At 60.6% G+C, this 25,238-nt stretch carries 27 protein-coding genes and 1 riboswitch; of the genes, 5 read left to right on the forward strand and 22 right to left on the reverse strand.

Annotated elements, in window-relative coordinates:
• Window positions 1-118: 118 nt before the first annotated feature.
• Window positions 119-1,483: a DNA recombination protein RmuC gene (gene rmuC, locus FBY01_RS02985; RefSeq protein WP_169857066.1), complete on the reverse strand. Its 1,365-nt coding sequence runs from the start codon at window positions 1,481-1,483 to the stop codon at window positions 119-121.
• Between the two features lie 175 nt (window positions 1,484-1,658).
• Window positions 1,659-1,982, reverse strand: coding sequence for a sel1 repeat family protein (locus FBY01_RS02990; RefSeq protein WP_077749798.1), 324 nt, complete (start codon window positions 1,980-1,982; stop codon window positions 1,659-1,661).
• 940 nt (window positions 1,983-2,922) lie between these two features.
• On the opposite strand from FBY01_RS02990, the gene FBY01_RS03000 reads away from it, so the two are divergent.
• From FBY01_RS03000 to FBY01_RS03010, 3 genes are all read left to right on the forward strand, one after another.
• The gene (locus tag FBY01_RS03000) at window positions 2,923-3,147 is read left to right on the forward strand and encodes a hypothetical protein (RefSeq protein WP_008031832.1); all 225 of its coding nucleotides are present in this window, start codon (window positions 2,923-2,925) and stop codon (window positions 3,145-3,147) included.
• A 277-nt stretch (window positions 3,148-3,424) separates the two neighbouring features.
• Window positions 3,425-3,907, forward strand: a complete 483-nt coding sequence (locus tag FBY01_RS03005) for a hypothetical protein (RefSeq protein WP_077749797.1) — start codon at window positions 3,425-3,427, stop codon at window positions 3,905-3,907.
• Window positions 3,908-4,053: 146 nt separating this feature from the next.
• Window positions 4,054-5,325 carry an OmpP1/FadL family transporter gene (locus tag FBY01_RS03010; protein ID WP_077749796.1) on the forward strand — a complete coding sequence of 424 codons (1,272 nt, stop codon included), beginning with the start codon at window positions 4,054-4,056 and terminating at the stop codon, window positions 5,323-5,325.
• 90 nt (window positions 5,326-5,415) lie between these two features.
• Here the strand turns inward: FBY01_RS03010 and FBY01_RS03015 are convergent, their stop codons facing one another.
• The 14 genes from FBY01_RS03015 to cobO all read right to left on the reverse strand — a co-directional run bounded on the left by FBY01_RS03015 (window position 5,416) and on the right by cobO (window position 17,013).
• Window positions 5,416-5,967 carry a glutathione peroxidase gene (locus FBY01_RS03015; protein ID WP_010456770.1) on the reverse strand — a complete coding sequence of 184 codons (552 nt, stop codon included), beginning with the start codon at window positions 5,965-5,967 and terminating at the stop codon, window positions 5,416-5,418.
• A gap of 55 nt (window positions 5,968-6,022) precedes the next feature.
• Entirely contained in the window at window positions 6,023-6,145 is a 123-nt protein-coding gene (locus tag FBY01_RS31770; RefSeq protein ID WP_010456772.1) for a hypothetical protein, read from the reverse strand.
• Window positions 6,142-7,350: an MFS transporter gene (locus FBY01_RS03020; protein WP_010456774.1), complete on the reverse strand. Its 1,209-nt coding sequence runs from the start codon at window positions 7,348-7,350 to the stop codon at window positions 6,142-6,144. Before FBY01_RS03020 ends, FBY01_RS31770 begins: the two co-directional genes overlap by 4 nt.
• A gap of 52 nt (window positions 7,351-7,402) precedes the next feature.
• Window positions 7,403-7,807, reverse strand: coding sequence for a MarR family winged helix-turn-helix transcriptional regulator (locus FBY01_RS03025; RefSeq protein ID WP_010456776.1), 405 nt, complete (start codon window positions 7,805-7,807; stop codon window positions 7,403-7,405).
• Window positions 7,808-8,010: 203 nt separating this feature from the next.
• Window positions 8,011-8,742 carry an adenosylcobinamide-GDP ribazoletransferase gene (locus tag FBY01_RS03030; protein WP_102595111.1) on the reverse strand — a complete coding sequence of 244 codons (732 nt, stop codon included), beginning with the start codon at window positions 8,740-8,742 and terminating at the stop codon, window positions 8,011-8,013.
• 2 nt (window positions 8,743-8,744) lie between these two features.
• Window positions 8,745-9,320, reverse strand: a complete 576-nt coding sequence (gene cobC, locus FBY01_RS03035) for an alpha-ribazole phosphatase family protein (RefSeq protein WP_083376022.1) — start codon at window positions 9,318-9,320, stop codon at window positions 8,745-8,747.
• Entirely contained in the window at window positions 9,317-10,372 is a 1,056-nt protein-coding gene (gene cobT, locus FBY01_RS03040; protein ID WP_145305824.1) for a nicotinate-nucleotide--dimethylbenzimidazole phosphoribosyltransferase, read from the reverse strand. Before cobT ends, cobC begins: the two co-directional genes overlap by 4 nt.
• Window positions 10,369-10,890, reverse strand: coding sequence for a bifunctional adenosylcobinamide kinase/adenosylcobinamide-phosphate guanylyltransferase (cobU, locus tag FBY01_RS03045; RefSeq protein ID WP_010456782.1), 522 nt, complete (start codon window positions 10,888-10,890; stop codon window positions 10,369-10,371). Before cobU ends, cobT begins: the two co-directional genes overlap by 4 nt.
• A gap of 118 nt (window positions 10,891-11,008) precedes the next feature.
• Window positions 11,009-12,460: a cobyric acid synthase gene (locus FBY01_RS03050; protein WP_145305822.1), complete on the reverse strand. Its 1,452-nt coding sequence runs from the start codon at window positions 12,458-12,460 to the stop codon at window positions 11,009-11,011.
• Window positions 12,457-13,449, reverse strand: coding sequence for a threonine-phosphate decarboxylase CobD (gene cobD, locus FBY01_RS03055; RefSeq protein WP_010456784.1), 993 nt, complete (start codon window positions 13,447-13,449; stop codon window positions 12,457-12,459). Before cobD ends, FBY01_RS03050 begins: the two co-directional genes overlap by 4 nt.
• Window positions 13,442-14,350, reverse strand: coding sequence for an adenosylcobinamide-phosphate synthase CbiB (gene cbiB / locus FBY01_RS03060; RefSeq protein ID WP_145305820.1), 909 nt, complete (start codon window positions 14,348-14,350; stop codon window positions 13,442-13,444). The genes cobD and cbiB overlap by 8 nt, the downstream gene beginning before the upstream one ends.
• Window positions 14,347-14,997, reverse strand: coding sequence for a 5,6-dimethylbenzimidazole synthase (gene bluB / locus FBY01_RS03065; RefSeq protein ID WP_010456788.1), 651 nt, complete (start codon window positions 14,995-14,997; stop codon window positions 14,347-14,349). Before bluB ends, cbiB begins: the two co-directional genes overlap by 4 nt.
• Window positions 14,994-16,391 (reverse strand): cobyrinate a,c-diamide synthase, encoded by a 1,398-nt coding sequence (locus FBY01_RS03070; protein WP_145305818.1) that lies wholly within the window; start codon window positions 16,389-16,391, stop codon window positions 14,994-14,996. Before FBY01_RS03070 ends, bluB begins: the two co-directional genes overlap by 4 nt.
• Window positions 16,392-16,401: 10 nt before the next feature.
• Window positions 16,402-17,013 (reverse strand): cob(I)yrinic acid a,c-diamide adenosyltransferase, encoded by a 612-nt coding sequence (gene cobO / locus FBY01_RS03075; protein ID WP_010456792.1) that lies wholly within the window; start codon window positions 17,011-17,013, stop codon window positions 16,402-16,404.
• 79 nt (window positions 17,014-17,092) lie between these two features.
• Window positions 17,093-17,326, reverse strand: a riboswitch (cobalamin riboswitch).
• A gap of 155 nt (window positions 17,327-17,481) precedes the next feature.
• Here cobO and FBY01_RS03080 point away from each other — a divergent pair.
• Together FBY01_RS03080 and FBY01_RS03085 are read left to right on the forward strand one after the other, a co-directional pair.
• Window positions 17,482-18,066: a hypothetical protein gene (locus FBY01_RS03080; RefSeq protein WP_077749786.1), complete on the forward strand. Its 585-nt coding sequence runs from the start codon at window positions 17,482-17,484 to the stop codon at window positions 18,064-18,066.
• Between the two features lie 67 nt (window positions 18,067-18,133).
• Complete coding sequence (locus FBY01_RS03085; RefSeq protein WP_145305816.1) at window positions 18,134-19,447, forward strand: sorbosone dehydrogenase family protein; 1,314 nt, start codon at window positions 18,134-18,136, stop codon at window positions 19,445-19,447.
• A gap of 102 nt (window positions 19,448-19,549) precedes the next feature.
• Here the strand turns inward: FBY01_RS03085 and FBY01_RS03090 are convergent, their stop codons facing one another.
• The 6 genes from FBY01_RS03090 to FBY01_RS03115 form a co-directional block, all read right to left on the reverse strand.
• Entirely contained in the window at window positions 19,550-20,203 is a 654-nt protein-coding gene (locus tag FBY01_RS03090; protein ID WP_145305814.1) for an O-methyltransferase, read from the reverse strand.
• Between the two features lie 22 nt (window positions 20,204-20,225).
• Window positions 20,226-20,762 carry a C40 family peptidase gene (locus FBY01_RS03095; protein ID WP_010456801.1) on the reverse strand — a complete coding sequence of 179 codons (537 nt, stop codon included), beginning with the start codon at window positions 20,760-20,762 and terminating at the stop codon, window positions 20,226-20,228.
• A gap of 219 nt (window positions 20,763-20,981) precedes the next feature.
• Window positions 20,982-21,608 carry a C40 family peptidase gene (locus FBY01_RS03100; RefSeq protein ID WP_010456802.1) on the reverse strand — a complete coding sequence of 209 codons (627 nt, stop codon included), beginning with the start codon at window positions 21,606-21,608 and terminating at the stop codon, window positions 20,982-20,984.
• A 214-nt stretch (window positions 21,609-21,822) separates the two neighbouring features.
• Window positions 21,823-22,527, reverse strand: coding sequence for a DnaA regulatory inactivator Hda (gene hda / locus FBY01_RS03105; protein ID WP_010456804.1), 705 nt, complete (start codon window positions 22,525-22,527; stop codon window positions 21,823-21,825).
• A 230-nt stretch (window positions 22,528-22,757) separates the two neighbouring features.
• Window positions 22,758-23,831 (reverse strand): AI-2E family transporter, encoded by a 1,074-nt coding sequence (locus FBY01_RS03110; protein ID WP_145305812.1) that lies wholly within the window; start codon window positions 23,829-23,831, stop codon window positions 22,758-22,760.
• Window positions 23,832-23,869: 38 nt separating this feature from the next.
• Complete coding sequence (locus FBY01_RS03115; protein WP_102595119.1) at window positions 23,870-24,928, reverse strand: DUF2066 domain-containing protein; 1,059 nt, start codon at window positions 24,926-24,928, stop codon at window positions 23,870-23,872.
• Window positions 24,929-25,238 lie beyond the last annotated feature (310 nt).

Genomic DNA, 25,238 nt, shown 5'->3' on the forward strand with positions numbered 1-25,238 from the left:
AGTGATTGAACCGACACCTTCGCGAGCAGGCTCGCTCCCACGGTGGATCGGTGTTGCTGCCTACATCGAGTGAACATACAAAACCCTGCGGGAGCGAGCCTGCTTGCGATGCTTTCAGCTATTCAGGCAACTCGGCCAAGCCATCGACGTCGGTCATCGCTCGCTCCAACAGATCAGCCGGCAAGCTCTTGCTGGCGCGCGCTCCCAGCAGCTTCAACTGCTCACTGCGACTGACCAGGTTGCCGCGCCCTTCTGTCAGCTTGTTGCGCGCAGAGCTGTAGGCCTTGTCCAGTTGCTGCAAGCGATTGCCGACTTCATCCAGGTCCTGGATGAACAACACGAACTTGTCGTACAGCCACCCGGCGCGCTCGGCAATTTCCCGGGCGTTCTGGCTCTGGCGCTCTTGCTTCCACAGGCTGTCGATGACCCGCAGGGTCGCCAGCAACGTGGTCGGACTGACGATGACGATGTTGCGGTCGAAGGCTTCCTGGAACAGCGTCGGCTCAGCCTGCAACGCAGCGGAGAACGCCGCTTCGATCGGCACGAAAAGCAAGACGAAATCCAGGCTGTGCAAGCCGTCGAGTCGCTTGTAATCCTTACCTGACAGGCCTTTGACGTGATTGCGCAGCGACAGCACGTGCTGCTTGATGGCGATCTGGCCGATGGCATCGTCGTCGGCTGACACGTATTGCTGATAGGCCGTGAGGCTGACCTTGGAATCGACCACCACCTGCTTGTCGCCCGGTAGATAAATGATCACGTCCGGCTGGAAACGCTCACCGTCCGGCCCCTTGAGAGTGACCTGAGTCTGGTACTCGCGACCCTTTTCCAGCCCGGCGTGTTCAAGCACGCGCTCGAGAATCAACTCGCCCCAGTTGCCTTGGGTTTTCTGCCCTTTCAACGCACGAGTGAGGTTGGTGGCTTCGTCGCTCAGGCGCAGGTTCAGTTGCTGCAGGCGTTCCAGCTCCTTGGCCAGGGAAAACCGTTCACGGGCCTCGGCCTGATAGCTTTCCTCAACGCGTTTTTCGAAAGACTGAATGCGTTCTTTCAAAGGATCGAGCAACTGGCCCAGGCGCTGCTGGCTGGTTTCGGCGAAACGCTGCTCGCGTTCGTCGAAGATCTTGCCCGCCAGTTCGGCGAATTGCGCTCGCAGCTCGTCACGCGAACCTTGCAGGTCGTTGAGGCGTTGTTGATGGCTGTCCTGCTGCTCACGCAGCTCGGCCTGGAGCGAGGCCGCTTGAGAGTCCAGACGCCGCAGTTCGGCTTCTTTGCCGGCGCGCTCGATGTTCCAGGCGTGAGCCGCATCGCGGGCATCGTCGCGCTCTATCTGTAGCAGTTCGATTTCGCGGCGCATGGCGGCCAGCTCTGCCTGCTTGGCGGCGTTGGCCTGGCCAAGATCACCGATTTCATCGCGGCAGGCTTCGAGCTGAGCGTTCAAGCCGTCCTGCGCCAGTAGCGACATGGCCAGACGCTCTTCCAGCAAAGCCACCTCGGCTTGCCCCACGCTCGCCCGACGCTGGATTTGCCAGGCCAGTACCAGCAAGGGCAGTGCGGCACCCGCCAGACCCAGCAAAATGCTGGTCAAGTCCATAGCCATAGCGACTCCTGCCGATGAGATAAAGCTTGAAGGGTAACCAAGGCGTCAGGACTTGGACAGCTCAGTCTTCGACCAGGCCCAGTTCCTGTTGAGCACGCCGGTCCCCTGCCCGCGCCGCCTGGCGCAACAGATCCTGACCAATGCGGCGATCGCGGGCATTGCCGCATTCGCGGCACATCAGCTGGCCGAGACGACTTTGCGCGGCCACCACGCCTTCACGGGCAGGCTGTTTGAGCAAGCGTCCGGCGAAATGTTTGACGTTGGTGTTTTCACCCAGGCGCGGGCTATCGAGCAGCCACTCCGCCACGCGCATCGAAAAGCGTTTGGGAGGGGTAACACTGGGAGGTGTTGAGGTAGCAGAAACTGATACGGAGCGAAACTTCATAAAGCACTGTGGGGCAGATCGGAAGGCGCGCCACTCTACTCTTTTTTTCTTACAGGTAAAGCCTAAAAAAACCCGGCACGCCCGTCCTAGAGCAAGCGCTCGGGACAATCCACAGAAGCTGTGGATAACTCAGTGGACAACCGCCCTTGAACTCGCGCAAAGCCCTGTGGAATGGGGCTCGCAGTCAAACTGACGATTTTTTCACCAGTAAAAAAAAGCGATGTTTTTCATTGACTTAAATTTTCAATACAGGCACCCACTGGGGTCGTGGCGTGGATGACAGTCCGGTTACAGTCTGCGCAACTTATGTGCACAAGTACCTTCGCGGCAGTTATATCGATGCGTTTTTTCGGAGCGTTTTGTAGGCATTTTCTGGGGATAACCTTGGCAAACCCTTGTTCCAGGCGTTTGCCCGAGCGACGACCAATGGTCGGAAATGATCCCATTACCCAGCGTGTCAGCAGGGCATGGCAATTATTTTGCTTTAACGCTTCCCTTCGCCCATTCAATTCGTTACTATCCGCGGCGTTAGTACCAAGCTGAAAGTCAATTCTGGTCGAACAAATCCTCCCGGTCAGCCTTCCCAACGGAAGCCTCTACCGAACAAGCGGGATCGACCACCTCGATGGTTTCCAGGTAAACCTTGCGCCAACACTGCCTTTGAATCGAATGCAAAGGGTGTTGCGAAGCTCACTTACTCTGACCGAACCAGCCTGCAAATTGATCAGGATCTTCACCCCGGGCCCAGAACCTTTGCCCTTGATGTGTTGCCTGCCCTCCTAAGTACCTACCTGCCAGCCCAAGCGCGCCAATTATCAGCGCTTCAAACTGGCTGCTTTGTTCCAGTCGGGTTCTTCGTTCGACCAATGGTGGTCGTCGTCACTGGAACGTTTTAATTTTGCACGGTTCTTATCCGTGTCGCTTGTAGGAACACCCAATCATGACTACTCAAATCCACACTCAGGATGCAATCCGCACCCTAACCAACGCTTTTGCTCCAATGAACTGCCTGATCATGGCCGCTCGCAAAGGCTGCTTCAGCTTCACCCTGGTCAACGAACACGGCATCGCTCGTCACAGCGAACGTCTGTACCCCGATCAATACTCCAGCGCAGAACCGCTGCAGGCCGTGATCGAGCGTACCCGTCAGGCACTGGTTGCCTGATACGCCAGAAAGACTGAAAACCTCAAAAGCCCTGCTCAAAAAGCGGGGCTTTTTATTGCCTGATATTTCTCATTGCGCAGCCTTCGACTAAGTTCCAAACGATATAACGGTTATAACTCGAAGCCGGAAATATTTTAAAAACAGACCTTTACAGCGCGAATATGACACTACACTTCAACTCAAGCGGCTTGATCCGCTTCCGGCGAGCCTGAGTCGATCCACCTGCTGCCAACGCTCCCTTCAGGTATCGCCGCCCATTTGATGTTTCGAGGGCTTTATGGGTATCGCTGCCAGCGAACTGTGCCGTTATGTGATCCGTCCGACATTGATTTACCTCGGGCGCCATAGCGCAACTGCCGAATCCCTTCTGCTGGGCATCGCCGCCAGCCAGTCAGCCCTTGGTTCCGCCCTGCATGACCGCCGTGGACACGGCCTGTACCGAATTGCCGAACCCCGCCACCAGGCTCTCTGGGATCACTACCTGGCGTTGGACCCGGAGCGCGCGAGCCTCGTGCGCGGCCTCGCCAGTCAGCATGCCTTTCTCAGCGGGCCTCATCTGGAATTGATCGTCAACCTGCGTTACGCCACTGCCATCGCCTGGATGCTGGTAGAAGAACAGAACACTCCCCTCCCCGCCGCGGATGACTTGTTGGGAATGGCCCGAATCTGGCGCCAGACTTTTCAGCCTCAAGGACGCCTGCGCGATTTCACCTACGCCTGGCAAACCTGTGTTTCACCCCTGAATCAGGTTGCCTGCTGATCCACCGATTTCCAAAGATCCCGCAACGGGACGCGAATCTGGTCGGATTGTCCTACAAAACCGCTCTAACTCAAGCCATACAGCCTATAGCGCTGGGACGAAAATGTTGGTAATTTTCGCCCCGGTGATCACCAGGAGTTCTAATAATGAAAAAAGTAATGCTCAAAACCACACTTAGCCTCGCTGTTACCTTGGCATCCACCCAGATTTTCGCAAGTGGCTTCGCCATCAACGAACAGAGCATCAGCGGGATGGGTACAGGTTTTGCCGGGCGATCTTCCTCTGCCGATGACGCAAGCACAATTTTTGGCAACCCTGCCGGCATGTCCCGCCTCAAGCGCGAACAAGTCACCGGCGGTGCTGCATTTCTCGACGCACACACTGACATCAGCCACGCCAGCTCCAGCCCGAACAGCGGCAGCAACGACGGCGACATGGTTCCGTTCATCGCCGTGCCTATGGGCTACTACGTCAAGCCAATCGACGACCACTGGGCTTTCGGTATCGGCATGTACGCGCCATTCGGCCTGGTGACCGACTACGAGAATGGCTTCGCCGGCCGTTACTTCGGCAGCAAAAGCGAAGTCAAGATCGTCACCCTGCAACCGACTGTCAGCTACGCCTTCAACGACAAGGTCTCCATCGGTTTCGGCCCGACCATCAACCGCATCGACGGCACCCTGGAATCGAACCTGTCGATCACCCAGGCCGCACCGGACGGCAAGGTCAAGATCAAGGGTGATGACACCGCACTGGGCTACAACATCGGTGTTCTGGTGCAAGCCACCGACAGCACTCGCGTCGGCCTGACCTACCACTCGAAAGTGAAGTACAAGCTCGAGGGTGACACCAAGGTCAACTATAACGTCCTGGGCCTGGTCGGCCAGAACCCTAGCCAGAAGTACGACGCCTCGCTGGACCTGACCACGCCTGAATCGGTGGACTTCTCGGTGACTCATAAGCTGGACGACCAGTGGACACTCTACGCAGGCAGCACCTGGACGCGCTGGAGCCGCCTGAAAGAAATCACCGTCGATAACAAAGGTGTTCCGGCCATCCTGAACGGTCAGTTCGGGACCATCACCGAAGATCAGAACTGGCACGACACCTGGGCTCACGCCATCGGCGCGTCCTACCAGTTGAACAAGCAATGGGTATTGCGTACCGGTCTGTCCTTCGACCAGGCGCCGACCAACAACGTCGACCGTTCCCCACGCATCCCGACGGGCGATCGCAAGATTTTCAGCGTGGGCGCCGGCTGGAGCCCGACCGACGACCTGACCATCGACGTAGCGTATTCGTACCTGCGTGAAGAGTCGGTCAAGGTCACCAACAGCAACGACCGTGGCCAGAACTACAACGCCAAGTATGAAAACTATGCGAATGGTTTCGGCGTAGGCGCGACCTACCGCTTCTGATGAAGCCCGGCGAGCCTGAAACGCTCGCCGCCTGAATCAAAAAAGCCCCGCTCTCTTGTACAGAGGCGGGGCTTTTTCATGGGCGTTCAATCAGGGTTGCGAGGCGAGGGCTTTTTCCACCGCGGCAATGAACTCGGGATCGTCGGGCTTGGTCAGGCTGGAGAAATTGGCGATCACCTTGCCTTTGCGATCGACCACGTATTTGTAGAAATTCCACTTCGGCGCGCTGGTCTGTTTGGCGAGGACCTTGAACAGGTGAGTCGCGTCATCGCCGCGGACTTTCTGCGGCTCGGTCATGGTGAACGTCACCCCATAGTTCACGTAGCAGACCTTGGCGGTCTCAGCGCCGTCCTTGGACTCCTGCTTGAAGTCATTGGACGGAACACCGATCACCTCCAGCCCCTGATCCTTGTAACGCTGATTCAGAGCCTCAAGGCTTTTGAACTGTGGGGCAAAGCCACAGAAGCTTGCGGTATTGACCACCACCAGCGGCTTACCCTCAAACCGCTGGCACAGGTCGATGGATTCCTTGGCGCGCAGCTTGGGCAACGAGCCCTGCAACAGCTCCGGGCACTCGGCCGCTTGTGCCAATCCGGTAAACGCCACCAGCAACGCGGGGACTGCAATCCAGCGCATCAGCATGTCGGTGCATCCTTGATTAATGGTCACAAACGAAGTTACTCGCCCTCGCCTGTTCCTAGCAAGCGCCCATGCCCAACTGCATCAGTGCCAATCCGCCCTGATGCCAGCCCCACCAGGCCAAGGCCAGCAGCAAGGCACCGACCGCGACCACCGCCACTCGCGGCCAGAGACGGTTCATATCGCACTCAACCGGGTTTGCAGACGCGCCACCGGCTGCTCACGCACCGGCCAGTTCAGGGCGGCGGCCAACAGACTCAAGAGAATCGCTACTTGCCAGATCAAGTCATAGCTCCCGGTTCGGTCATACACCACGCCACCCAACCAGCCGCCGAGGAACGAACCGAGCTGGTGGAAGAGGAAAACAATCCCGCCGAGCATGGACAGGTTTCGCACGCCAAACAAGGTCGCCACGGTGCCGTTGGTCAATGGCACGGTCGACAACCACAGGAAGCCCATCGCCATGCCGAACAGGTACGCGGTAGTCGTGGTCACCGGCGCCCACAGAAACAGCGTAATCACCACCGCCCGCAGCAGGTACAGACCGGTGAGCAAGCGCGGCTTGGACATGCGACCGCCGAGCCATCCTGCGGTGTAGGTGCCGAAGATATTGAACAGCCCGATCAGCGCCAGCACCGTGGTGCCCACTGTGGCCGGAAGGTGCTGATCCACCAGATAGGCCGGCAAATGCACGCCGATGAACACCACCTGGAAACCGCAGACAAAAAAGCCGAACGCCAACAGCCAGAACCCCGAATGGGAGCAGGCTTCCCGCAGCGCTTCAGAGAGGGTTTGTTCATGGCCGAGCACTGGCAGCGGTTTGTCCTTGAGCATGCTCACCAGCGGGATAATCAGCGCCACCAGCAGGCCCAGGACCAGCAATGCCGCGGACCAGCCCAGCCAGCCGATCAGCCCCAGCGTACCGGGCAACATGGCGAACTGACCGAAAGAGCCGGCAGCGCTGGCGAGGCCCATGCCCATGCTGCGTTTCTCCGGGGGCACGGCGCGACCTACCACGCCAAGGATCACCGAGAACGAAGTGCCCGACAGGCCGATGCCGATCAACAGGCCCGCACTCAGGGACAACGTCACCGCCGAGTCGGACAAGCCCATGAACACCAGGCCCAACGCGTACAGCACACCGCCGACCAACACCACTTTCGCCGCGCCAAAACGGTCGGCCAGCGCGCCGGTGAACGGCTGCGCCAGACCCCAGATCAGGTTTTGCAGGGCGATGGCAAAAGCGAACGTCTCACGCCCCCAGCCGAATTCGGCACTCATCGGTGCCAGGAACAGCCCGAAACCGTGTCGCACGCCCAACGACAATGCCAGGATCAGCGCACTCCCCACCAACACCCAACCGCATGTACGCCACATCGAGGTCATTCTTATTCTCCGGTAGCGGGTATATACCCGCTTAAGATCGGAAAAACCGGCATCACGCCAGTTCGTCCAGCAGTCGCAACAAGGTTTCGCGTTTTTCGGCGCCCAGACGATCGACCAGCCGCTGCTGCGCCGCCTCCCACGCAGGCAAGGCCGCGGCCAGGCGAGCGGCGCCCGCCTCGGTCAGCCGGACAATGCGATTACGCATGTCCTCACCCTCGACCAGCGCCACCAGGCCCTCACCTTCCAGCACCCGAAGATTGCGCCCCAGGGTGCTGCGGTCCAGACCCATGGCTTCGGCCAGAGTGGAAATACTCGGTTCATTCAGACGCTGCAGATTGCACAGCAAAGAATACTGGGCAACGTTGATCCCGAAGCCATCGAGAGCGCCGTCGTAATGCCTGCTGACGCCACGGGCGGCGCGACGCAGGTTGATGCATAAACATTGGGAATCGAGCATGGTGCGTGTATATACCCGCGAGTGTGTTAAATCAAGTTACAGATGGGTTCATTGATAAATATTCGAGGTGCTTGGTCGACCGCCTTCGCGAGCAGGCTCGCTCCCACAGTGGATCTTCAGTGGACGTTAAATTTATGTAAGACGCCATCAACGTGGGAGCGAGTCTGCTCGCGATGAGGCCGGCACATCCTGCCCACAAACCATCAGACCAACGCCCATCCCACCAGCACCACCATCTCCAGCAATTCCAGCATCGCCCCGGCCGTATCGCCCGTCGTCCCGCCCAATCGCCGCAGCATCACCTGCCGCAACCAAACGAACATCACCCCCGCCAGCACAAGCGCCCAGACACCACTGAACCCTGCGATCAGCACACACGCCAACGCGCTGACTGCCAGCACCCGCTTACCCGCCAAACGCGGCAAATGATCCGCCAGCGCCTGCCCCAACCCGCCGGCACGCACATACGGCGTGGTCAGGAACAATCCCAGCATCGCGCTGCGGCCAATCAGCGGAACGATCATCAGAAAAAGACTGTGCTGCTGCTCGATCAATGCCAGCAACGCGGCGAATTTGAGCAGCAACACCAACACCAGCGTCACCACCGCAATCGGTCCGCTGCGCGGGTCTTTCATGATGGTCAGCGTGCGCTCGCGGTCGCCGAAGCCCCCGAGCCACGCATCGGCGCTATCGGCCAGACCGTCCAGGTGCAACGCGCCGCTGAGCAATACCCAAGTGCTCAGCAGCAGCGCGGCGTGAAGCAACGAAGGCGTGCCCAGTAGCAGCCAGTTCAGTGCCCATAACAGCGCGCCGAACAGCAGCCCCACCAGCGGATAAAACAGCAGCGACCGACCCAGTTCCTGAGGCGCCGGCATACCCGGCAGACGAATCGGCAAACAGCTGAGAAATTGCAGGGCGATCCAGAAGGGCAGCATGGTCAGATCGCTTCCTTGAGGAGGACGCCTGACTCGACGCTCAACGAAAACAGCGAGCCATGCCCGACCTCGACATTCAGCAACTGCTCACGGGGCAAACCACGTGCCTGAGCCAGCAACAAACGCATGACACCGCCATGACTGATCAGCAAGATCCGTTCACCCGCATACGCCGCGTGCAGACGCGCTACCGCCGCCAGCACCCGCGTTGAGAAATCCTCGACCGGCTCACCTTCCGGCGGCGTAAAGGCATACGGATCGGCCCAGAACAGCCCCAACCCCTCGGCGTCAGTCTCCATCAGCGCCGCCGCGCTCTGTCCTTCCCAGGCACCGAAATGCAGTTCTTGCAGATCCTTGTCCAGGTGCACAGGCAATTCCAACTGCGCACCGAGCTCATGCGCAAACCGCGCACATCGTTGCAGCGGCGAACTGATCAACCGATCCCATGGCCCTTGCTCGACCACCGCCGCGCGCATCTGCGCCCAGCCCTTGTCGGTCAGCGCATCGTCGAGGCTGCCGCGCAAACCGCCGCCCAGTTCGGTTTCCCCGTGGCGCAGAAGATCCAGTCGCAACGTCATGCCGGACGATCCGCCACCGCCGCTTCGGCGAAGGTTGCCATCTGCCCGTGAAGATCGCAGGCCAGACGCAGCAACGGCACGGCCAACGCGGCGCCACTGCCCTCGCCCAGACGCAGCCCCAGATCCAACAGCGGCTCGGCATTGAGGGTTTCCAGTACATGACGATGACCCGGCTCGGCACCGCGATGGCCGAACAACAGCCATTCGCGGCAGCCAGGGTTCAAACGCACCGCCACCAACGCGGCGACGCTGCAGATAAAGCCGTCCACCAGCACCGCAACGCCCTCCTGGGCGCACGCCAGATACGCGCCGACCAGCGCCGCAATCTCAAAACCGCCGATATTGAACAGGGTTTGCAACGCATCACCGCGCTGAGCACCGTGTAATGCCAGGGCACGCTCGATGACTTGGGCTTTGTGGCTGACCCCCGCCGCGTTCAAACCGGTGCCCGGCCCGGCCAGATGCACCACCGGGCAATCGAGCAAGGCACAGGCCAGCGCGCTGGCCGCCGTGGTGTTGCCGATGCCCATCTCGCCGCCGATGAACAGCTGCGCGCCATTGGCGACCGCACGTTGCACGCTGTCGCGACCAGCCTGCAAGGCGAGTTCACCCTGGGTAGCCGTCATGGCCGGGCTTTCGACGAAATTGGCGGTGCCCGCGCCGATATTGAGGTGACGCACGCCTGGCAGATTCAACGACGGCGTTACCGTGCCGAGGTCGACCACTTCGAGGGAAGCCCCGAGCTGGCGCGCCAACACGCTGATCGCTGCACCGCCGCTGACGAAGTTGTGCAGCATCTGCCCGGTAACTTCCTGAGGGAACGCCGACACGCCTTCTGCAACTACACCATGATCGCCGGCAAAAATGGCAATCCACAGCTGATCGAGACTCGGTTTGACCTGCCCTTGCAGCCCCGCCATTTGCACGGCCAACGATTCCAGTCGGCCAAGGGAGCCAGCGGGTTTGGTCAGTTGCTGTTGACGTGCCTGCGCCTGCTCGACGGCTTGCGCGTCGATCGGCTTGCACGGGTTCAGCCACCAGGATTGAGTCATAACGCGGTTCCTTTCAAAGTCAGGGGCAGGCCGGCGACGGTCAGGACGACTCGTTGGCAGCGCTCGGCCAGGGCTTGATGCAGCCAACCGGCTTCATCGACATAGCGGCGAGTCAATTCGCCCAGCGGCACGACACCCATTCCGGTCTCGTTGCTGACAAAAATGATTTCACCCGGCAAGGAGGCCAGGCAGTCCAACAGGGCTTCGCGTTCAGCGTCGAGACGTTTGGCGTCGTCGAGCATCAGCAGATTGGTCATCCACAGGGTCAGGCAATCCACCAGCAGGCAACGCTCGGCGCGGGCGCTTTCGCGCAATACGCGGGCGAGTTCGATTGGCTCTTCGATCAACGCCCATTCGGCTGGACGACGGGCCCGATGATGGGCGACCCGTTCGTTCATTTCACCGTCCAGCGGTTGACTGGTGGCGATGTAAGTCACTTGGAGGTGACTGTCTAACGCAAGTTTTTCAGCCAGTCGGCTTTTGCCGGAGCGGGCGCCGCCGAGGATCAGTTGCAGCATGGTTCATTCCTTAAATATGCGGTGTAGCTGCTGGCCTATTCGCGGGCGAGCCTCGCTCCTACAGGGCTGAGCCGCTCTTGACCTTGTAGGAGCGAGGCTTGCCCGCGAAAGCGTCCTCTCAAAAACCGCAGAGCTCACGCAACAACGCGGTATCCAAATGCTTCTCCACCAGATCCGCCAACCGCTCGATATCCCGCTCGCGCAACCCGTGGTAATCCACGTCCTGCACCTCCTGCAAACCCGCCCAGCGCAGCAGCGCGCTGCACGCCGCCGGGGATTCAAACAGGCCGTGCAGGTAGGTGCCGAAAATCTGCCCGTCAACACTTTGCGCGCCATCGCAGCGACCATCGTCCAGCTGCACCGCAGCGTTTTCCAGCGCTGGCCCGGTGGTCACCCCGGCATGGATTTCATAGCCACTGACCTGCGCATCCTCCAGCGCCAGACGACCGCGCACATTGCGCAATTGCTTCTCTTCTTCGAGCTGTGTTTCGAACGCCAGCAAGCCCAGGCCAGCACTGGAACCCGGCGCGCCTTCGAGGCCCAGCGGATCGTGCACCTGCTCACCGAGCATCTGCAGACCGCCGCAAATCCCCAGCACTTTTCCGCCATAACGCAGATGACGACTGATGGCCGTGTCCCAGCCATTGGCCCGCAGGTACGCAAGATCACTGCGCACACTTTTCGAGCCGGGAAGAATGATCAGATCAGCCGGCGGGATTGCCTGGCCGGGGCCGATGAATTGCAGGTCGACTTGCGGATGCAGGCGCAGCGGATCGAAATCGGTGTGGTTGCTGATGCGCGGCAGCACCGGCACCAGCACTTTGAGCACGCGTTCAGCCTTGTCGGCCTGGCGCTGATCGATGCCGTCCTCGGCTTCCAGGTGCAAATCCATCACATACGGCAGCACGCCGATCACCGGTTTGCCGGTGCGCGCTTCCAGCCAATCGAGGCCGGGTTGCAACAAGGCGAGGTCACCGCGAAAACGGTTGATGATGAAGCCTTTGACCCGCGCCTGCTCGGTCGGCGACAGCAGTTCCAGCGTGCCCACCAGATGCGCGAACACCCCGCCGCGATTGATGTCGGCGATCAACACCACCGGACAATCCACCGCTTCGGCAAAGCCCATGTTGGCAATGTCGCCGGCACGCAGATTGATCTCGGCCGGCGAGCCCGCGCCTTCGACCATGACCACCGGATACGCCGTGCTCAATCGTTCATGGGAAGCCAGCACGGCTTGCATGGCGATGGCTTTGTAGTCGTGATAGGCGACCGCGTTCATGGTCGTGACCGCGCGACCATGGATGATGACCTGGGCGCCGGTGTCGCTGTTGGGCTTGAGCAGCACCGGATTCATGTCAGTGTGCGGTTCCAGGTTGGCCGCCTGGGCCTGCACCGCTTGGGCGCGGCCGATCTCACCACCGTCGGCGGTCACGGCACTGTTGAGGGCCATGTTCTGCGGCTTGAACGGCACGACGCGCACACCCTGGCGCGTGACCCAGCGACACAACGCCGTCACCAGCGTGCTTTTACCGGCGTCGGAGGTGGTGCCCTGCACCATCAATGTTGTCATTGGGCTTCCTTTACGAAGGCTTGAAGCGCTTGCTCAAGACGCAGCCAATCGGCTTCATCCGCCGGCAAGCCGAAACGCACGCTGCTGTTGTGGGCGAACAGCCGCAGCAAGATGCCGCGCCTGGCCATGAACTCGTGAAGCGCTTCGGCATGCTCGGTCATCAGCCATTGAAACAAGGCGCAGCCACCCTGCGGCTGCAAACCATACTGCCCAAGCAAAAGTGCCAGGCGTTTGCCGGCCTCTTCGCTGCGTGCGCGCTGCCTTGCATGGCCTTCGGTGTCCAGCAAACAGGCTTGGCCCAACACCCGTGTCGGCCCGCTGACCGCCCACGGGCCCACCTGCTCTGCGAGCAACTTGAGCAACTTGCGCTCAGCCAGCACAAAGCCCAACCGCACACCGGCCAAGCCAAAAAACTTTCCGAAGGAACGTAGCACGATCAGGCCGACCTGATGGGCAAACGGCGCGAGGCTCAACGCCGGCGTGTTGTCCATGAACGCTTCGTCCACCACCAGCCAGCCGCCGCGCGAGGCCAGTCGGGCATGCCAGTCGAGCAAGCGACTCGGGCTCAGGCTCAAGCCTGTCGGGTTGTTCGGGTTGACCACCACCAGCACGTCGAGGCTGTCGATATAGAAGTCGACTTCCTGCTCCAGCACCTCGCGCACGATGTAACCATTGCTGCGCCATGCGTGCGCGTGTTCGGCGTAACACGGCGACAGCACGCCGACCTTACCGGCCCGACGCAAACGCGGCAGTAACTGGATGGCCATTTGCGAACCGGCCACCGGCAGCACCTGTCCGGTGCCGTAATAATCGCAAGCAGCCTGCTCCAGACCATCATCGGTTTCCGGCAAGCGCGCCCAGGCGCGCAACGGAATGTCCGGGATCGGGAATGGCCACGGCGCGAGGCCGCTGGACAGGTCCAGCCAGTCAGCTTCGGCAATGCCATATTCGAGCGCGGCCTTGCGCAAGCGACCACCGTGCTCAAGCATAGAATTCAGCTCCCACGCAGAGAATCAGCAGCCATAACCATACCCCGCGCTGAACCAATTGCCAGCCACGGTCGATGGAATCGGCATCCGCCGGCACGCCTTCGCCCAGTTGCGGGCGCTGATGCAATTCACCGTGATAGATCGCCGCCCCGCCCAACTCGACGCCGAGCGCACCGGCACCGGCCGCCATGACGGGCCCGGCGTTGGGGCTGTCCCAGGTCGGGCCCTGGGTGCGCCAGCATTTCAAGGCCAGCCGGGTTTTGCCCAGCAGCGCGTAGGTCAACGCCACCAGGCGTGCAGGCATGTAGTTGAGGACATCGTCGATCTTCGCCGCCGCCCAACCGAAACGTTCGAAGCGTTCGTTGCGGTAACCCCACATGGCATCGAGGGTGTTACTCAAGCGATAGAGCACCACGCCGGGCGCGCCGGCCACGGCAAACCAGAACAGCGCAGCAAATACCGCGTCGCTGCCGTTCTCCAGGACAGATTCAGTGGCGGCACGGGCCACTTCGGTTTGATCCAGTTCGCTGGTCTGACGGCTGACCAAATAACCCACGCGCTTGCGGGCTTCGTCCAGATCATCGCTGCGCAAAGCCTTGGCCACCGGCTCGACGTGCTCACCGAGGCTACGCATGCCGAGGGCGCAATAGAGCGCGAGAATCTCGACAATCCAGCCCACATACGGTGCCCAGGAAAAAGCCGTGGCCAGCAACGTCAGCGGCACGACCGCGATCACCCACGCGGTGACGCCATGGCTGCGCCAGCCACGTCCCTCACCGTTGAAACGTTGCTCGATGCGGTCGGCAAAACGGCCGAACGCCACCAGCGGATGCCAGCGTTTGGGTTCACCCAGCAGCGCGTCCAGCGCAACCGCGGCGACACTCAATAACGCGACACTCATTGACTCACTCCCCAATAATTTTCATACAGCAACTCACTGAGCGGACGCGCCTGCGCCCACCCTTCGAGTACCAGCATCGGCGCCGCATAGAATTCCTTGACCGGGCCGAGACAAAGAACCGCCAACGGCTTGGCCCCGGGTGGCAAACCCAGCAGGTCCGCCAGCGCTTGCGGTTCGAACAGCGACACCCAGCCCATGCCCAGACCTTCGGCGCGGGAGGCCAGCCAGAGGTTCTGGATCGCGCAGGACAGCGAGGCCATGTCCATTTCCGGCAAGGTGCGACGACCGAAGATGTGGCGCTCTCGATCATCCATGAGCGCGGCGACCAACACCTCGGCGCAGTCGTTGATGCCTTCGACCTTGAGCTTCATGAATTCGTCAGTGCGCTCGCCGAGGGCTTCGGCGGTGCGGATGCGTTCTTCTTCCACCAGTCGCTGGATGTTGCCTCGCAGGGCCCGGTCGCTGATGCGGATGAAGCGCCAGGGCTGCATCAGGCCGACGCTCGGGGCCTGGTGGGCGGCTTCGAGCAGACGCCGCAACAACTCGGGCTCGACGGTGCCGCCGCTGAAGTGGCGCATGTCGCGACGTTCGGCGATGGCTCGGTAGACCGCTTCGCGTTCGGCTTCGGAGAATGCGTTGTCGGTCATGGCCTCTTCGCGAGCAGGCTCGCTCCTACAGGGGTTAGGTGATCCATTGTAGGAGCGACGGTGCGACGATTCGGCCTGCTCGCGAAGGCGGCATCAAGGTCAGGCGCAAAAAGCGCGGCGACTGCGGTGGGGTTGGACGGAAAATAAAAATGCACATAAGAGGCGGTCATCCGCCCCTCACGGTAAACCGCCTCCGCCCCACGCCCGCCGTTCGGACTGAGTCCACGGGCAATCGGCTCAAGTTCGGTGCTGGTCAATGAATGGTGATAGGTGTGCCCACGCAGTGAACCTTCCGGCAACTCAACCGCTTGCAACGCCAGCGCGGCCAGACGCTTTTGCATCACCGCATCACCTTTGAGCAAGCCCACCAGTTCGGCGCGAGTTCCCTCGACATCAGTCAACGAATCGAGCAGGTACAACATCCCGCCGCACTCGGCCAGCAACGGTTTGCCGGCAGCATGATGGGCGCGGATCGCGTCGAGCATCGAGGTGTTCTGTGACAGCGCCACATGGTGCAGTTCCGGATAACCGCCCGGCAGATAAAGGCTGTCAGCTTCCGGCAAATCAGCATCGCGGATCGGCGAGAAGAACAGCAACTCGGCGCCCATGGCCCGCAGCAAGTCCAGGCTCGCGCCGTAGGTGAAGGCAAACGCTTCATCACGGGCCACGGCAATTCGGATGCCTTTAAGCAAAGGCTCGGCGGCGATCACGTCGGGCCCGGCGAACTCCACGGCAGGCGGCAGCGCCACATCGCAACTGCTGGCCAGCGATTCGGCCGCCGCATCGAGGCGCAGGTCCAGATCATTCAACTCGCTGGCCTGGACCAGACCGAGGTGCCGACTGGGCAATTCGATCGCGGTTTCCCGCGACAAGGCGCCGTACCAGCGCAAGCCTTCCGTCAGGCTGCCTTCGAGCAATTGCGCATGACGCAGCGTGCCCACGCGGTTGGCCAGTACACCGGCAAACGGCAAGTCCGGCTGATACTTCGCCAGCCCCAACGCCAACGCACCAAAGGTCTGCGCCATGGCCGTGCCGTCGATCACGCCGAGCACCGGCACACCGAAGTGCCGCGCCAGGTCGGCGCTGGACGGAGTGCCGTCGAACAGGCCCATGACGCCTTCTATCAGGATCAGGTCGGCTTCCCCGGCCGCTTCCCATAACAGACGACGACTTTCCTGCTCGCCGACCATCCACATGTCCAGTTGATACACCGGCGCACCGCTGGCGCGTTCGAGAATCATCGGATCGAGAAAGTCCGGGCCACATTTGAACACGCGGACCTTGCGCCCCTGATTGCGGTGCAAACGGGCCAGCGCGGCGGTGACGGTGGTCTTGCCCTGACCGGAGGCCGGCGCGGCAATCAATACCGCCGGGCAATGACGATGACTATTCATAAAGTGCGGCTCACAACTCGACGCCTTTTTGCGCTTTGATGCCGGCCTGGAACGCGTGCTTGATCACGCCCATTTCGGTGACTGTGTCGGCCAGTTCGATCATCTCTGGCTTGGCGCCGCGACCGGTGACCACCACGTGCTGCATCGGCGGACGCGCCTGCAAATCACTGAGAACCTGATCGAGGTCGAGGTAGCCGTGCTTGAGGGCGATGTTCAACTCATCCAGCACCACCAGACCGATCGACGGGTCACGCAGCAGTTCCTGAGACACCGCCCATGCGGCCTCGGCGGCGGCGATGTCACGCTGGCGGTCCTGGGTTTCCCAAGTGAAGCCCTCGCCCATCACATGAAAACGCACCTGCTCCGGGAAACGGCGGAAGAACAGCTCTTCGCCGGTGCTGTTACGGCCCTTGATGAACTGCACCACGCCGCACTGCATGCCGTGGCCCATGGACCGGGCGAGCATGCCGAAGGCCGAACTGCTCTTGCCTTTGCCGTTGCCGGTCAGCACCAGCAGCAGGCCGCATTCGTTCGGGGAGTTGGCGATGCGTTCGTCGATCACCGCTTTTTTGCGCTGCATGCGCGCCAGGTGGCGTTCGTCACGATCAGGGGAATCAGTCATGGGGAGCTCTCCGTTGAGGCTGGATAACGGCGGGCAGGCACAAGAATAGACGGCAACAAGCCTGGCATCGCCCACCGTGATGCCGTTGGATGAATCAGGCCGGTCTCCGGGCTCATGAGCGGCTTGCGCCGGACTGCGCGCCTTCCCATATCGACAGTCGACACAGTGGCTCAAGACGCAGTCTTTACTCATTTACCGTTGCGGGGGCAGCGCCGGGATCATGACTCTTCGTCGCTTGAAGAGAGTCACTCACCGGCTTCCCTGTTTCACTCTGTCGGCTTCGCCACAGAGCACCTGAAACAAGCCGCGAAGGTTAGAGGGTTGGGGGGGGAGCGTCAATTGAAGACAGGGCACGGATTCTCGATAGACTGCCGCCCATCAATAACCTGACGTCAATCTTGCGCCATACTGCCAGCAGTGATATCAAAGCGCCATAAACCCAACAACACAATTACAAGGGTGAGCGACATGCAAGGCATGATCATCAGTAATCCGAAGCTGGAATTCCTGCGACCGGTGCTGGAACGCTGGTTTGACTGTATCGACCGCTTTAACGCCGTGCGCGGCGATAACGACACGCCTTATTGGTACGACGAGAAAGCCAACCTTGGCCTGCTCTGCGCCGCGGCCTGGATGGCGGAAATGGTCACGCTGCAACAAACGCCGACCCGTAAACAGAACGAAGAAGGCGAACGCAACAGCCGCGCCGATCTGTTTATCGCCACCGCCGAAGAACGCGCCTACCTTCAGGCCACTCAACGCTGGCCGAAGGTCAACAGCCTGAACCTGAGCCAGGCGCTGCAGGACATCACCAGCGACGCCAAACGCATCAGCTACGCCAGCGACCTGAAACTCGGCTGCCTGTTCGTTGCGCCACAAAAGGCCCAACAGAGCGCGACCCCGGAAGAACTCCAGGACATGGTCGACGACCTGCAAAAGGAACACAGCTGCGCCGTGGCCTGGTATTTCCCGTACGCCTATCGCAAGTTGCGCAACGAAGCCGGTCACTATCACCCCGGCATCGCCGTGTTGCTCAAGGAAGCCCGCGGCTGACCGGTTGAACCATCGCGTGTCTAAGCTTCTCTATGACTAAGTCAATGCATTCATAGGGAAGTCCAGCATGCGCAAGCCTCAGCTCGTTCTCGTCATCGCGCTCGCCGGAGGGCTCGCCGCCTGTGGTGAAACCTCCAGCCTGCAAGTCTCCGACGGCACCGGCCCGTCACCCAAGCTGCCCGAGCCGAACAAGACCCTGATCCCGACGGTGAATATCGCCCCGGCGATCGGCTGGCCGGAGGGTGCAAAACCCACCGCTGCGGCAGGCACTCAGGTAGCGGCATTTGCCGAAGGGCTCGATCACCCGCGCTGGCTCTACGTGCTGCCCAACGGCGATGTATTGGTGGCGGAAACCAATGCCCCTCCCAAACCCGATGACGGCAAAGGCATTCGCGGCTGGGTGATGGGCAAAGTCATGGGCCGTGCCGGCGCCGGCGTCCCTAGCCCCAACCGCATCACGCTGCTGCGGGACAAGGACCACGACGGCATCGCCGAAACCCGCACGGTGTTCCTGGAAAACCTCAATTCGCCCTTCGGCATGACCCTGGTCGGCAATGACCTGTATGTCGCCGATACCGACCGCTTGCTGCGCTTTCATTATGAAAATGGCGACACCGCAATCAAGTCGCAGCCGATCAAGGTGGTCGATCTGCCGGGCGGCACGCTGAATCACCACTGGACCAAAAACGTCATCGCCAGCAAGGATGGGAGCAAGCTGTACGTCACCGTCGGCTCCAACAGCAACGTCGGCGAAAACGGCCTGGATCAGGAGGAAGGTCGTGCGGCGATCTGGGAAGTGGATCGCGCCACCGGCAATCACCGGATCTTCGCCTCGGGGATTCGTAATCCGAACGGCCTGGCCTGGGAACCTCAGACCGGCGCCCTGTGGACGGCGGTCAATGAGCGCGACGAAATCGGCAGCGACCTGGTGCCGGACTACATCACGTCAGTGAAGGACGGCGGGTTCTATGGCTGGCCCTTCAGCTACTACGGCCAGCACGTCGATATCCGCGTCGAGCCGCAAAACCCAGATCTGGTGGCCAAGGCCATTGCCCCGGATTATGCGGTCGGCCCACATACCGCATCGCTGGGCCTGTCGTTTGCCGAGGGCAACACACTTCCCGCGCAATTCAAGGAAGGCGCCTTCATCGGCCAGCACGGCTCCTGGAATCGCAAGCCGCACAGTGGCTATAAAGTGATTTTCGTCCCGTTCGCGGGTGGCAAGCCGACCGGCCAACCGGTTGATGTACTGACAGGCTTCCTCAACGAAGATGAAAAAGCCATGGGTCGGCCCGTAGGCGTGGTGATTGATCAGCAGGGCGGTTTGCTGGTGGCCGATGATGTGGGGAACAAGGTGTGGCGCGTTTCGGCCGCTAAATAGCCGCCCTGCAGGGGCGAGGCTTGCCCGCGAAGGCTGTAGGACAGGCAACATCAATGTTGGATGTGCCGACGCCTTCGCGGGCAAGCCTCGCTCCTACAAGGATCAGCGTTTACGACAGAGCGTGAGCCCATCACCCAACGGCAACAACGACAGATCCACACGCGCGTCATCCTTCAAGGCGCGATTGAGCGCCTGGATGGCTCGGGTGTCTGCACTCTCGGGATTCTCCTCAAGCACCCGCCCACTCCACAGCATGTTATCGAACACCGCCAGCCCGCCGACGCGCAGCAGACGCAGTGCATGCTCCAGATAGTTCGGATAGTTGGACTTGTCGGCATCAATGAAGATCAGGTCGAACGCCTCCGGCTGATTCAGCATGGCGAGCGTTTCCAGTGCAGGGGCCAGCCGCAGGTCAATTCGCTCGGCCAGCCCCGCTTCCTGCCAATAACGGCGTGCGATAGCGTTGTAGTCGCCGGGAATGTCGCAGCAAATCAGCGAACCGCCCTGCGGCAATGCAGCGGCCATGCACAGGGCGCTGTAACCGGTAAACGTACCGACTTCCAGCAAGCGCTTGGCACCAATGAGTTTGACCAATAACGCGAGGAACTGCCCCTGCTCCGGCGCTACCTGCCAGCGCGCCATTGGCATCGCCTGGGTTTCGTCGCGCAAGCGCTTGAGCAGCGGCGTTTCCCTCAGGGAAACGTCGAGCAGGTATTGATACAGGGCATCGTCGAGATTGAGAGTGCGAGCGGTCATGACAACCTCTTCGGACAGGACGCTACGGATTACGCGCCAGGTGTTCAGGCTGCAGAACGCGCTTGGCGCTCAGATAAGCCTTCTGCCAGTAAGCCTTGGACAGGCTGTCGAGCTTCACCGTGCCGCCAGTGGCCGGCGCATGAACGAAGCGACCTTCACCGACGTAGATACCGGCATGACTGACCTGGGATCCGCCATTGGTGGCGAAGAAGATCAAGTCACCGGTTTGCAGGCCTTCCTTGCCGACGTTGGCCGCCTGCATGCTGATCATTTCGCGGGTGGTACGCGGCAGGGAAATACCGGTGACGTCATGGTAGACGTAACCGATCAGGCCGCTGCAATCGAAACCCGAATCCGGCGTGTTGCCCCCCCAACGATACGGCGTGCCCACCAGGCCCAGCGCGCGGAACAGCACGTCTTCTGCCTCGGGGGAAAAGGGTTGCGGGTTACCGAAAACAATGGGTGCACGAACCACCGGCGCAGGCGGCGGTGTGCGACTGGCGCAGGCGCTGAGCAGCGCTGCGAAGAACATGATTGCGAGGCGGGCCGACATCGTCATAAGCAGAACATCCTGATCTGGCTGCGGCTTTTTCTGCCGGGAAGGCAGAAAAGAAAACCGCCTGCGCAGGACGCAGGCGGTTTGCCATCAATAATAGATCTGGATTCTAGCGGCTATGGGCCAAACTTCAAGTAAGACTTTAAGTTCGCCTTACAAAGTGTCCGCCTACTTCGTTGCGAAGAGGTAGTTGTCGCCACCCACGTGGCGACAGGTTAAGCCTTATTTGCGTGCGGTGACCACGGTCGGAGCCATCGCGAGGGCGCGTTTGGCTTCGATGAAGGTCTTGCTCCAGTAGCTGTCGCCCAGGCTATCGACCCGGACACCACCGCTTTTGCGGCTGCTGGAGTGGATGAACTGGTTGTCACCCAGGTAGATCCCGGCGTGACTGACACGACCACGACGACCATTGGTGGCGAAGAACAGCAGATCACCCGGCTTCAGCGCGCTGCGAGCTACCAGCGGAGCGTCGACGTTGATCATTTCGCGAGTGGAGCGCGGCAGGTTCATGCCGGCTTCTTCACGAAACAGATAACCGATGAAACCGCTGCAATCGAAGCCAGCCTCGGAGGTGCCGCCGAAACGGTAACGGGTACCGATCAGGGACATGCCACGCTCGAGGATGCTGTCAGCCAGAACCGGAAGCTGGTACGACTTGCCATCGGCGAAGTTTGCCAGTTCTTTATCGGTGGCTAGCTCTTCCTGGAAAAGAACGGAAGAAGACTGCGCAGTAACTGAATTCTTGACCTGCTGTTGTTGCTCTTGCTGAGTCACTGGGGAGTGGGCAGCGCAACCGAACAACAGGGTAACGAGTGCGAGAGGCACGAGGGGTGCGAAGCGCTTTAGCATGGGCACGACCGTGGCTGATAGTTGTAAAGAAGCCGAGACTATGCCCGCTATCATCCTCATTTGCAAATTCAATCGAACTTTATGTGACTTCCCGGTTTCGCGATTACATCTAAGCGCTTAAGCCCCATTTAGACACTCGCGCAGCCTGCACCCTGCAGGAAAGCGGATTTTCTGGCGCCTGAAATATGCCAAAAACCCCCGCCAAGCTTAGGTTTTACCAGCCTAGGGTTTCTTTCAGGAAGGGAATCGTCAGCTTGCGCTGAGCTTGAAGGGAGGCCTGATCGAGACGCTCAAGCAGCTCGAAAAGCGCGCTCATGCTGCGGGTACCCCGAGTCAAAATAAAATGACCGACTTCATCGGTCAGGTGCAGGCCGCGACGGGATGCACGCAGTTGCAAGGCGCGCAATTTGTCTTCGTCAGAGAGCGGACGCATCTGGAAGATCAGTGCCAGGGTCAGGCGCGATTTCAGGTCAGCCAGTTTCACCGGCAATTCACGCGGCGAGGTTGATGCAGCAATCAACAGACGCCGACCGCTGTCGCGCAGACGATTGAACAGATGGAACAACGCCTCTTCCCAATCCGCCCGGCCGGCCACGGCCTGCAAATCATCCAGGCAGACCAGTTCGTATTGTTCGAGGTTGTCGAGGATCGAGATGCCGCGGTCCAGCAGCTCGGCCAGCGGCAGATACACCGCCGGCTCCCCCAGTTGTTCGAAGCGCAGGCAGGCGGCCTGCAACAAGTGCGTGCGCCCTACCCCGTCCTTGCCCCAGAGATAAATCAGGCTTTCTGTCCAGCCGGCGTCGGCTTCGCATAGCCGCTCGACATAGCCGAGTGCAGCGGCATTGGCGCCTGGGTAGTAATTGATAAAGGTAGCGTCATCACGCAGACGCACACCTAGGGGCAGCTGAATCGGTTTCATGCTGACTGAACAGTTCCAAAGGAACCGTTAGTGGCCTCTGTGTAAAGTTTGCGAAGTTTATACCCGTGAGGCGGGTCGCACAATGCGACAGACCACAAGCAAAATCAAAGGTTTGCGTTAACGCCCTGGTTTCATGACAGTTTCTTTGGCGGCGCATGTGACAGCCGCGCGAGGGATACGGGCCGACCTGGCATGGAACCAGGCCGCCCGCCACAGGACTTCAACGACTCTTACAGCTCCAGTTCGTCGACACCACTGTAGATATCAGAATCCTTATACAAATCATGCACATGGCGCACCAGCACCATGATCACTGCCGCCACCGGCAACGCCAGTAACACGCCGGTAAAGCCGAACAGTTCGCCCCCCGCCAGAATCGCGAAGATCACCGCCACCGGGTGCAGACCGATACGATCGCCCACCAGCAACGGCGTTAGCACCATGCCTTCCAGTGCCTGCCCGACCATGAACACCGCAACGATGCCGATCATGGGATACAGATCGCCACCGAACTGGAACAGGCCGGCGATCAACGCCGCGCCGATCCCGATGACAAACCCCATGTACGGCACAATGGCCGCCAGGCCTGCGATCAGACCGATCAACAACCCCAGCTCCAGCCCCACCAGCATCAAGCCCGCAGCGTAGATCACGCCCAGCGCCAGCATCACCAGCAACTGCCCGCGCACAAATGCCCCCAACACTTCATGGCATTCGCCCGCCAGGGTCACCACGCGTTCTTCACGATCACGGGGAAGCAGGCTGCGGATCTTGGCCATCATCAGGTCCCAGTCCCGCAGCAGGTAGAAACTCACGACAGGGATCAGCACCAGATTCGCCAGCCAGCCGATCAACGCCAGCCCGGACGCCGTCGCCTGACTCAGCACCACCCCGACGATGTCGGTGGTCTGGCCCATGTGTTCGCTGATCGCGGCCTTGAGCTTGTCGAACTTCCAGAAGTTATCCGACAGTCCGAATTTTGATTGCGCCCACGGCAGTGCAGTGTGCTGCAGCCAGTCAAGCATCTGCGGCGCCAGTTCATACAAGCGAAATAACTGCTTGGCGAGCATCGGCACCAGCACCAGCAGCAATGTGGTGAAGATCAAGGTGATCAGCGCAAACACCGCCACCACGCCCCAGGTGCGTGACAGACCGGCCTTTTCCAGCCGATCCACCAGCGGATCGAACAGATAGGCCAGCAGCAACGCGACCAGAAAGGGCGTCAGGATCGGATGCAACAACCAGACAAACACGCAGAGCAGAACCACCCCACCCAACCAGAACCAACGCCGCGTATCCGCCATGTACCACTCCATATGCATCTATATAAAGAAAGAAAACCTTACCAACGGAATCTCAGCTGTGGCACCGGTGCCGGGGTTGGTGCTACGACCGGCGCCGCACCCTCGGCTGGCTGCGCAGGCGCTGCCGGTGCAGGCGCCTCACCGGCTGGAACTTCCTGCAACTTCGCGAGGGACAGCTGCGAACGTAACTGCTCGGCGCTGCCATTGACCCGATAGAGAATGCGCTCGCCATCAACCGTTTGCAGGCGCGCCCTAAAAGGCTCCAGCAAGCGTCCAAGGGCGGCGTAGCGTTCCAGGTTCATGCCCTGCACTTCCAGCAATTGTTCGCCCGAAGCGCCCGGTTTGACGACAAACCGCGGTGCCAGGCGCTCACTGACCGCCAGCATCACCGCATCGGCCACAGCGGCCTGATCCGCCCCCTGTACGCTGCCCGCCTCTTTCTTGTCGCCCAGCCACATGTTCCATTTGGCCTGCCACTGGCCGCCCTCTTCCCGGGCATGCACCGCGAGCAAGGCATCGGCGTTGTAACGGTCGGAGGCAGCGCGCAACGGCGTTGCATCTGCCCCTTCAAGGTTGGGTGCCGTAGCCACCAGTTGCTCACTCAGGTCCGCCAACGGCAACCGCAACGGCAGACCACGATGCTGGGCTGCGCGACGCAACGGCGCGGCGCTGGACTGGCCATCGCCCACCAGGCTCGATCCCTCGGCGGAGTCGTTCAACCACCAACTCAGGATCGACGGCCGATTCGTCCCCCACAAAGACAACCCGGCGCGGCGCAAGGCTTGTTCGGTGCTGGCCGGGTCGAAATCGACTTTCAGCACTTCCGGCGGACCGGCGTCGAAACCGTATTGACTGATGATCTGTTGCGGGTCTTTGCGCAGCGCCGCCAACCCCGGACTTTGCGCAGCCTTGGGATCACCGGTCAGGCGCAGCACCAGGGTGTCCAGCGCGCGCTGGGTCGCCTGGTCGCGCTCCTCAGACGATTGACTGCTGACAGGCTCGCGCACTTGATACAGGCCTTTGACGGTTTCGGCATGACTCGCCAGGCTGACCAGTGAAAAACAGCCTGCAAATAAAAATCTGGAAAAAAAACGCATGGGAGATTCCTGACGACGAGAGCGGCTGGAACAGACCGCATGAAGATGATCGAGCAAGGCTGTGACCACATCCCTGCGCAAAACATTCACCACGATCTGACTAAGTTTTTCGCACTGTCATAACGATAGACGGTTAATCGCGATACCTTATACAGCCATCGAGGCGGCGACCAACACGGGCAATAAAGGTTTTTTTCAGCCGATATGCCCCTGCCGTCGGCGTGAGGATGGCCGCTGCCCTTCAAGCCTGATAAAATCGCGCGCCTTCGCAGACCGGCAACAGCCGGGCACCCTGAAATTCGTGCAAGGC

The organism is Pseudomonas sp. SJZ077, assembly GCF_007993905.1.
GTDB classification, from domain to species: Bacteria; Pseudomonadota; Gammaproteobacteria; order Pseudomonadales; family Pseudomonadaceae; genus Aquipseudomonas; species Aquipseudomonas mandelii.

Coding starts and splice junctions, on each gene's coding strand:
- FBY01_RS02990 (WP_077749798.1), bottom strand. CDS start 1,982: ATGAAGTTTCGCTCCGTATCAGTTTCTGCTACCTCAACACCTCCCAGT.
- FBY01_RS03000 (WP_008031832.1), top strand. CDS start 2,923: ATGACTACTCAAATCCACACTCAGGATGCAATCCGCACCCTAACCAAC.
- FBY01_RS03005 (WP_077749797.1), top strand. CDS start 3,425: ATGGGTATCGCTGCCAGCGAACTGTGCCGTTATGTGATCCGTCCGACA.
- FBY01_RS03010 (WP_077749796.1), top strand. CDS start 4,054: ATGAAAAAAGTAATGCTCAAAACCACACTTAGCCTCGCTGTTACCTTG.
- FBY01_RS03015 (WP_010456770.1), bottom strand. CDS start 5,967: ATGCTGATGCGCTGGATTGCAGTCCCCGCGTTGCTGGTGGCGTTTACC.
- FBY01_RS31770 (WP_010456772.1), bottom strand. CDS start 6,145: ATGAACCGTCTCTGGCCGCGAGTGGCGGTGGTCGCGGTCGGTGCCTTG.
- FBY01_RS03020 (WP_010456774.1), bottom strand. CDS start 7,350: ATGACCTCGATGTGGCGTACATGCGGTTGGGTGTTGGTGGGGAGTGCG.
- FBY01_RS03025 (WP_010456776.1), bottom strand. CDS start 7,807: ATGCTCGATTCCCAATGTTTATGCATCAACCTGCGTCGCGCCGCCCGT.
- FBY01_RS03030 (WP_102595111.1), bottom strand. CDS start 8,742: ATGCTGCCCTTCTGGATCGCCCTGCAATTTCTCAGCTGTTTGCCGATT.
- cobC (WP_083376022.1), bottom strand. CDS start 9,320: ATGACGTTGCGACTGGATCTTCTGCGCCACGGGGAAACCGAACTGGGC.
- cobT (WP_145305824.1), bottom strand. CDS start 10,372: ATGACTCAATCCTGGTGGCTGAACCCGTGCAAGCCGATCGACGCGCAA.
- cobU (WP_010456782.1), bottom strand. CDS start 10,890: ATGCTGCAACTGATCCTCGGCGGCGCCCGCTCCGGCAAAAGCCGACTG.
- FBY01_RS03050 (WP_145305822.1), bottom strand. CDS start 12,460: ATGACAACATTGATGGTGCAGGGCACCACCTCCGACGCCGGTAAAAGC.
- cobD (WP_010456784.1), bottom strand. CDS start 13,449: ATGCTTGAGCACGGTGGTCGCTTGCGCAAGGCCGCGCTCGAATATGGC.
- cbiB (WP_145305820.1), bottom strand. CDS start 14,350: ATGAGTGTCGCGTTATTGAGTGTCGCCGCGGTTGCGCTGGACGCGCTG.
- bluB (WP_010456788.1), bottom strand. CDS start 14,997: ATGACCGACAACGCATTCTCCGAAGCCGAACGCGAAGCGGTCTACCGA.
- FBY01_RS03070 (WP_145305818.1), bottom strand. CDS start 16,391: ATGAATAGTCATCGTCATTGCCCGGCGGTATTGATTGCCGCGCCGGCC.
- cobO (WP_010456792.1), bottom strand. CDS start 17,013: ATGACTGATTCCCCTGATCGTGACGAACGCCACCTGGCGCGCATGCAG.
- FBY01_RS03080 (WP_077749786.1), top strand. CDS start 17,482: ATGCAAGGCATGATCATCAGTAATCCGAAGCTGGAATTCCTGCGACCG.
- FBY01_RS03085 (WP_145305816.1), top strand. CDS start 18,134: ATGCGCAAGCCTCAGCTCGTTCTCGTCATCGCGCTCGCCGGAGGGCTC.
- FBY01_RS03090 (WP_145305814.1), bottom strand. CDS start 20,203: ATGACCGCTCGCACTCTCAATCTCGACGATGCCCTGTATCAATACCTG.
- FBY01_RS03095 (WP_010456801.1), bottom strand. CDS start 20,762: ATGACGATGTCGGCCCGCCTCGCAATCATGTTCTTCGCAGCGCTGCTC.
- FBY01_RS03100 (WP_010456802.1), bottom strand. CDS start 21,608: ATGCTAAAGCGCTTCGCACCCCTCGTGCCTCTCGCACTCGTTACCCTG.
- hda (WP_010456804.1), bottom strand. CDS start 22,527: ATGAAACCGATTCAGCTGCCCCTAGGTGTGCGTCTGCGTGATGACGCT.
- FBY01_RS03110 (WP_145305812.1), bottom strand. CDS start 23,831: ATGGCGGATACGCGGCGTTGGTTCTGGTTGGGTGGGGTGGTTCTGCTC.
- FBY01_RS03115 (WP_102595119.1), bottom strand. CDS start 24,928: ATGCGTTTTTTTTCCAGATTTTTATTTGCAGGCTGTTTTTCACTGGTC.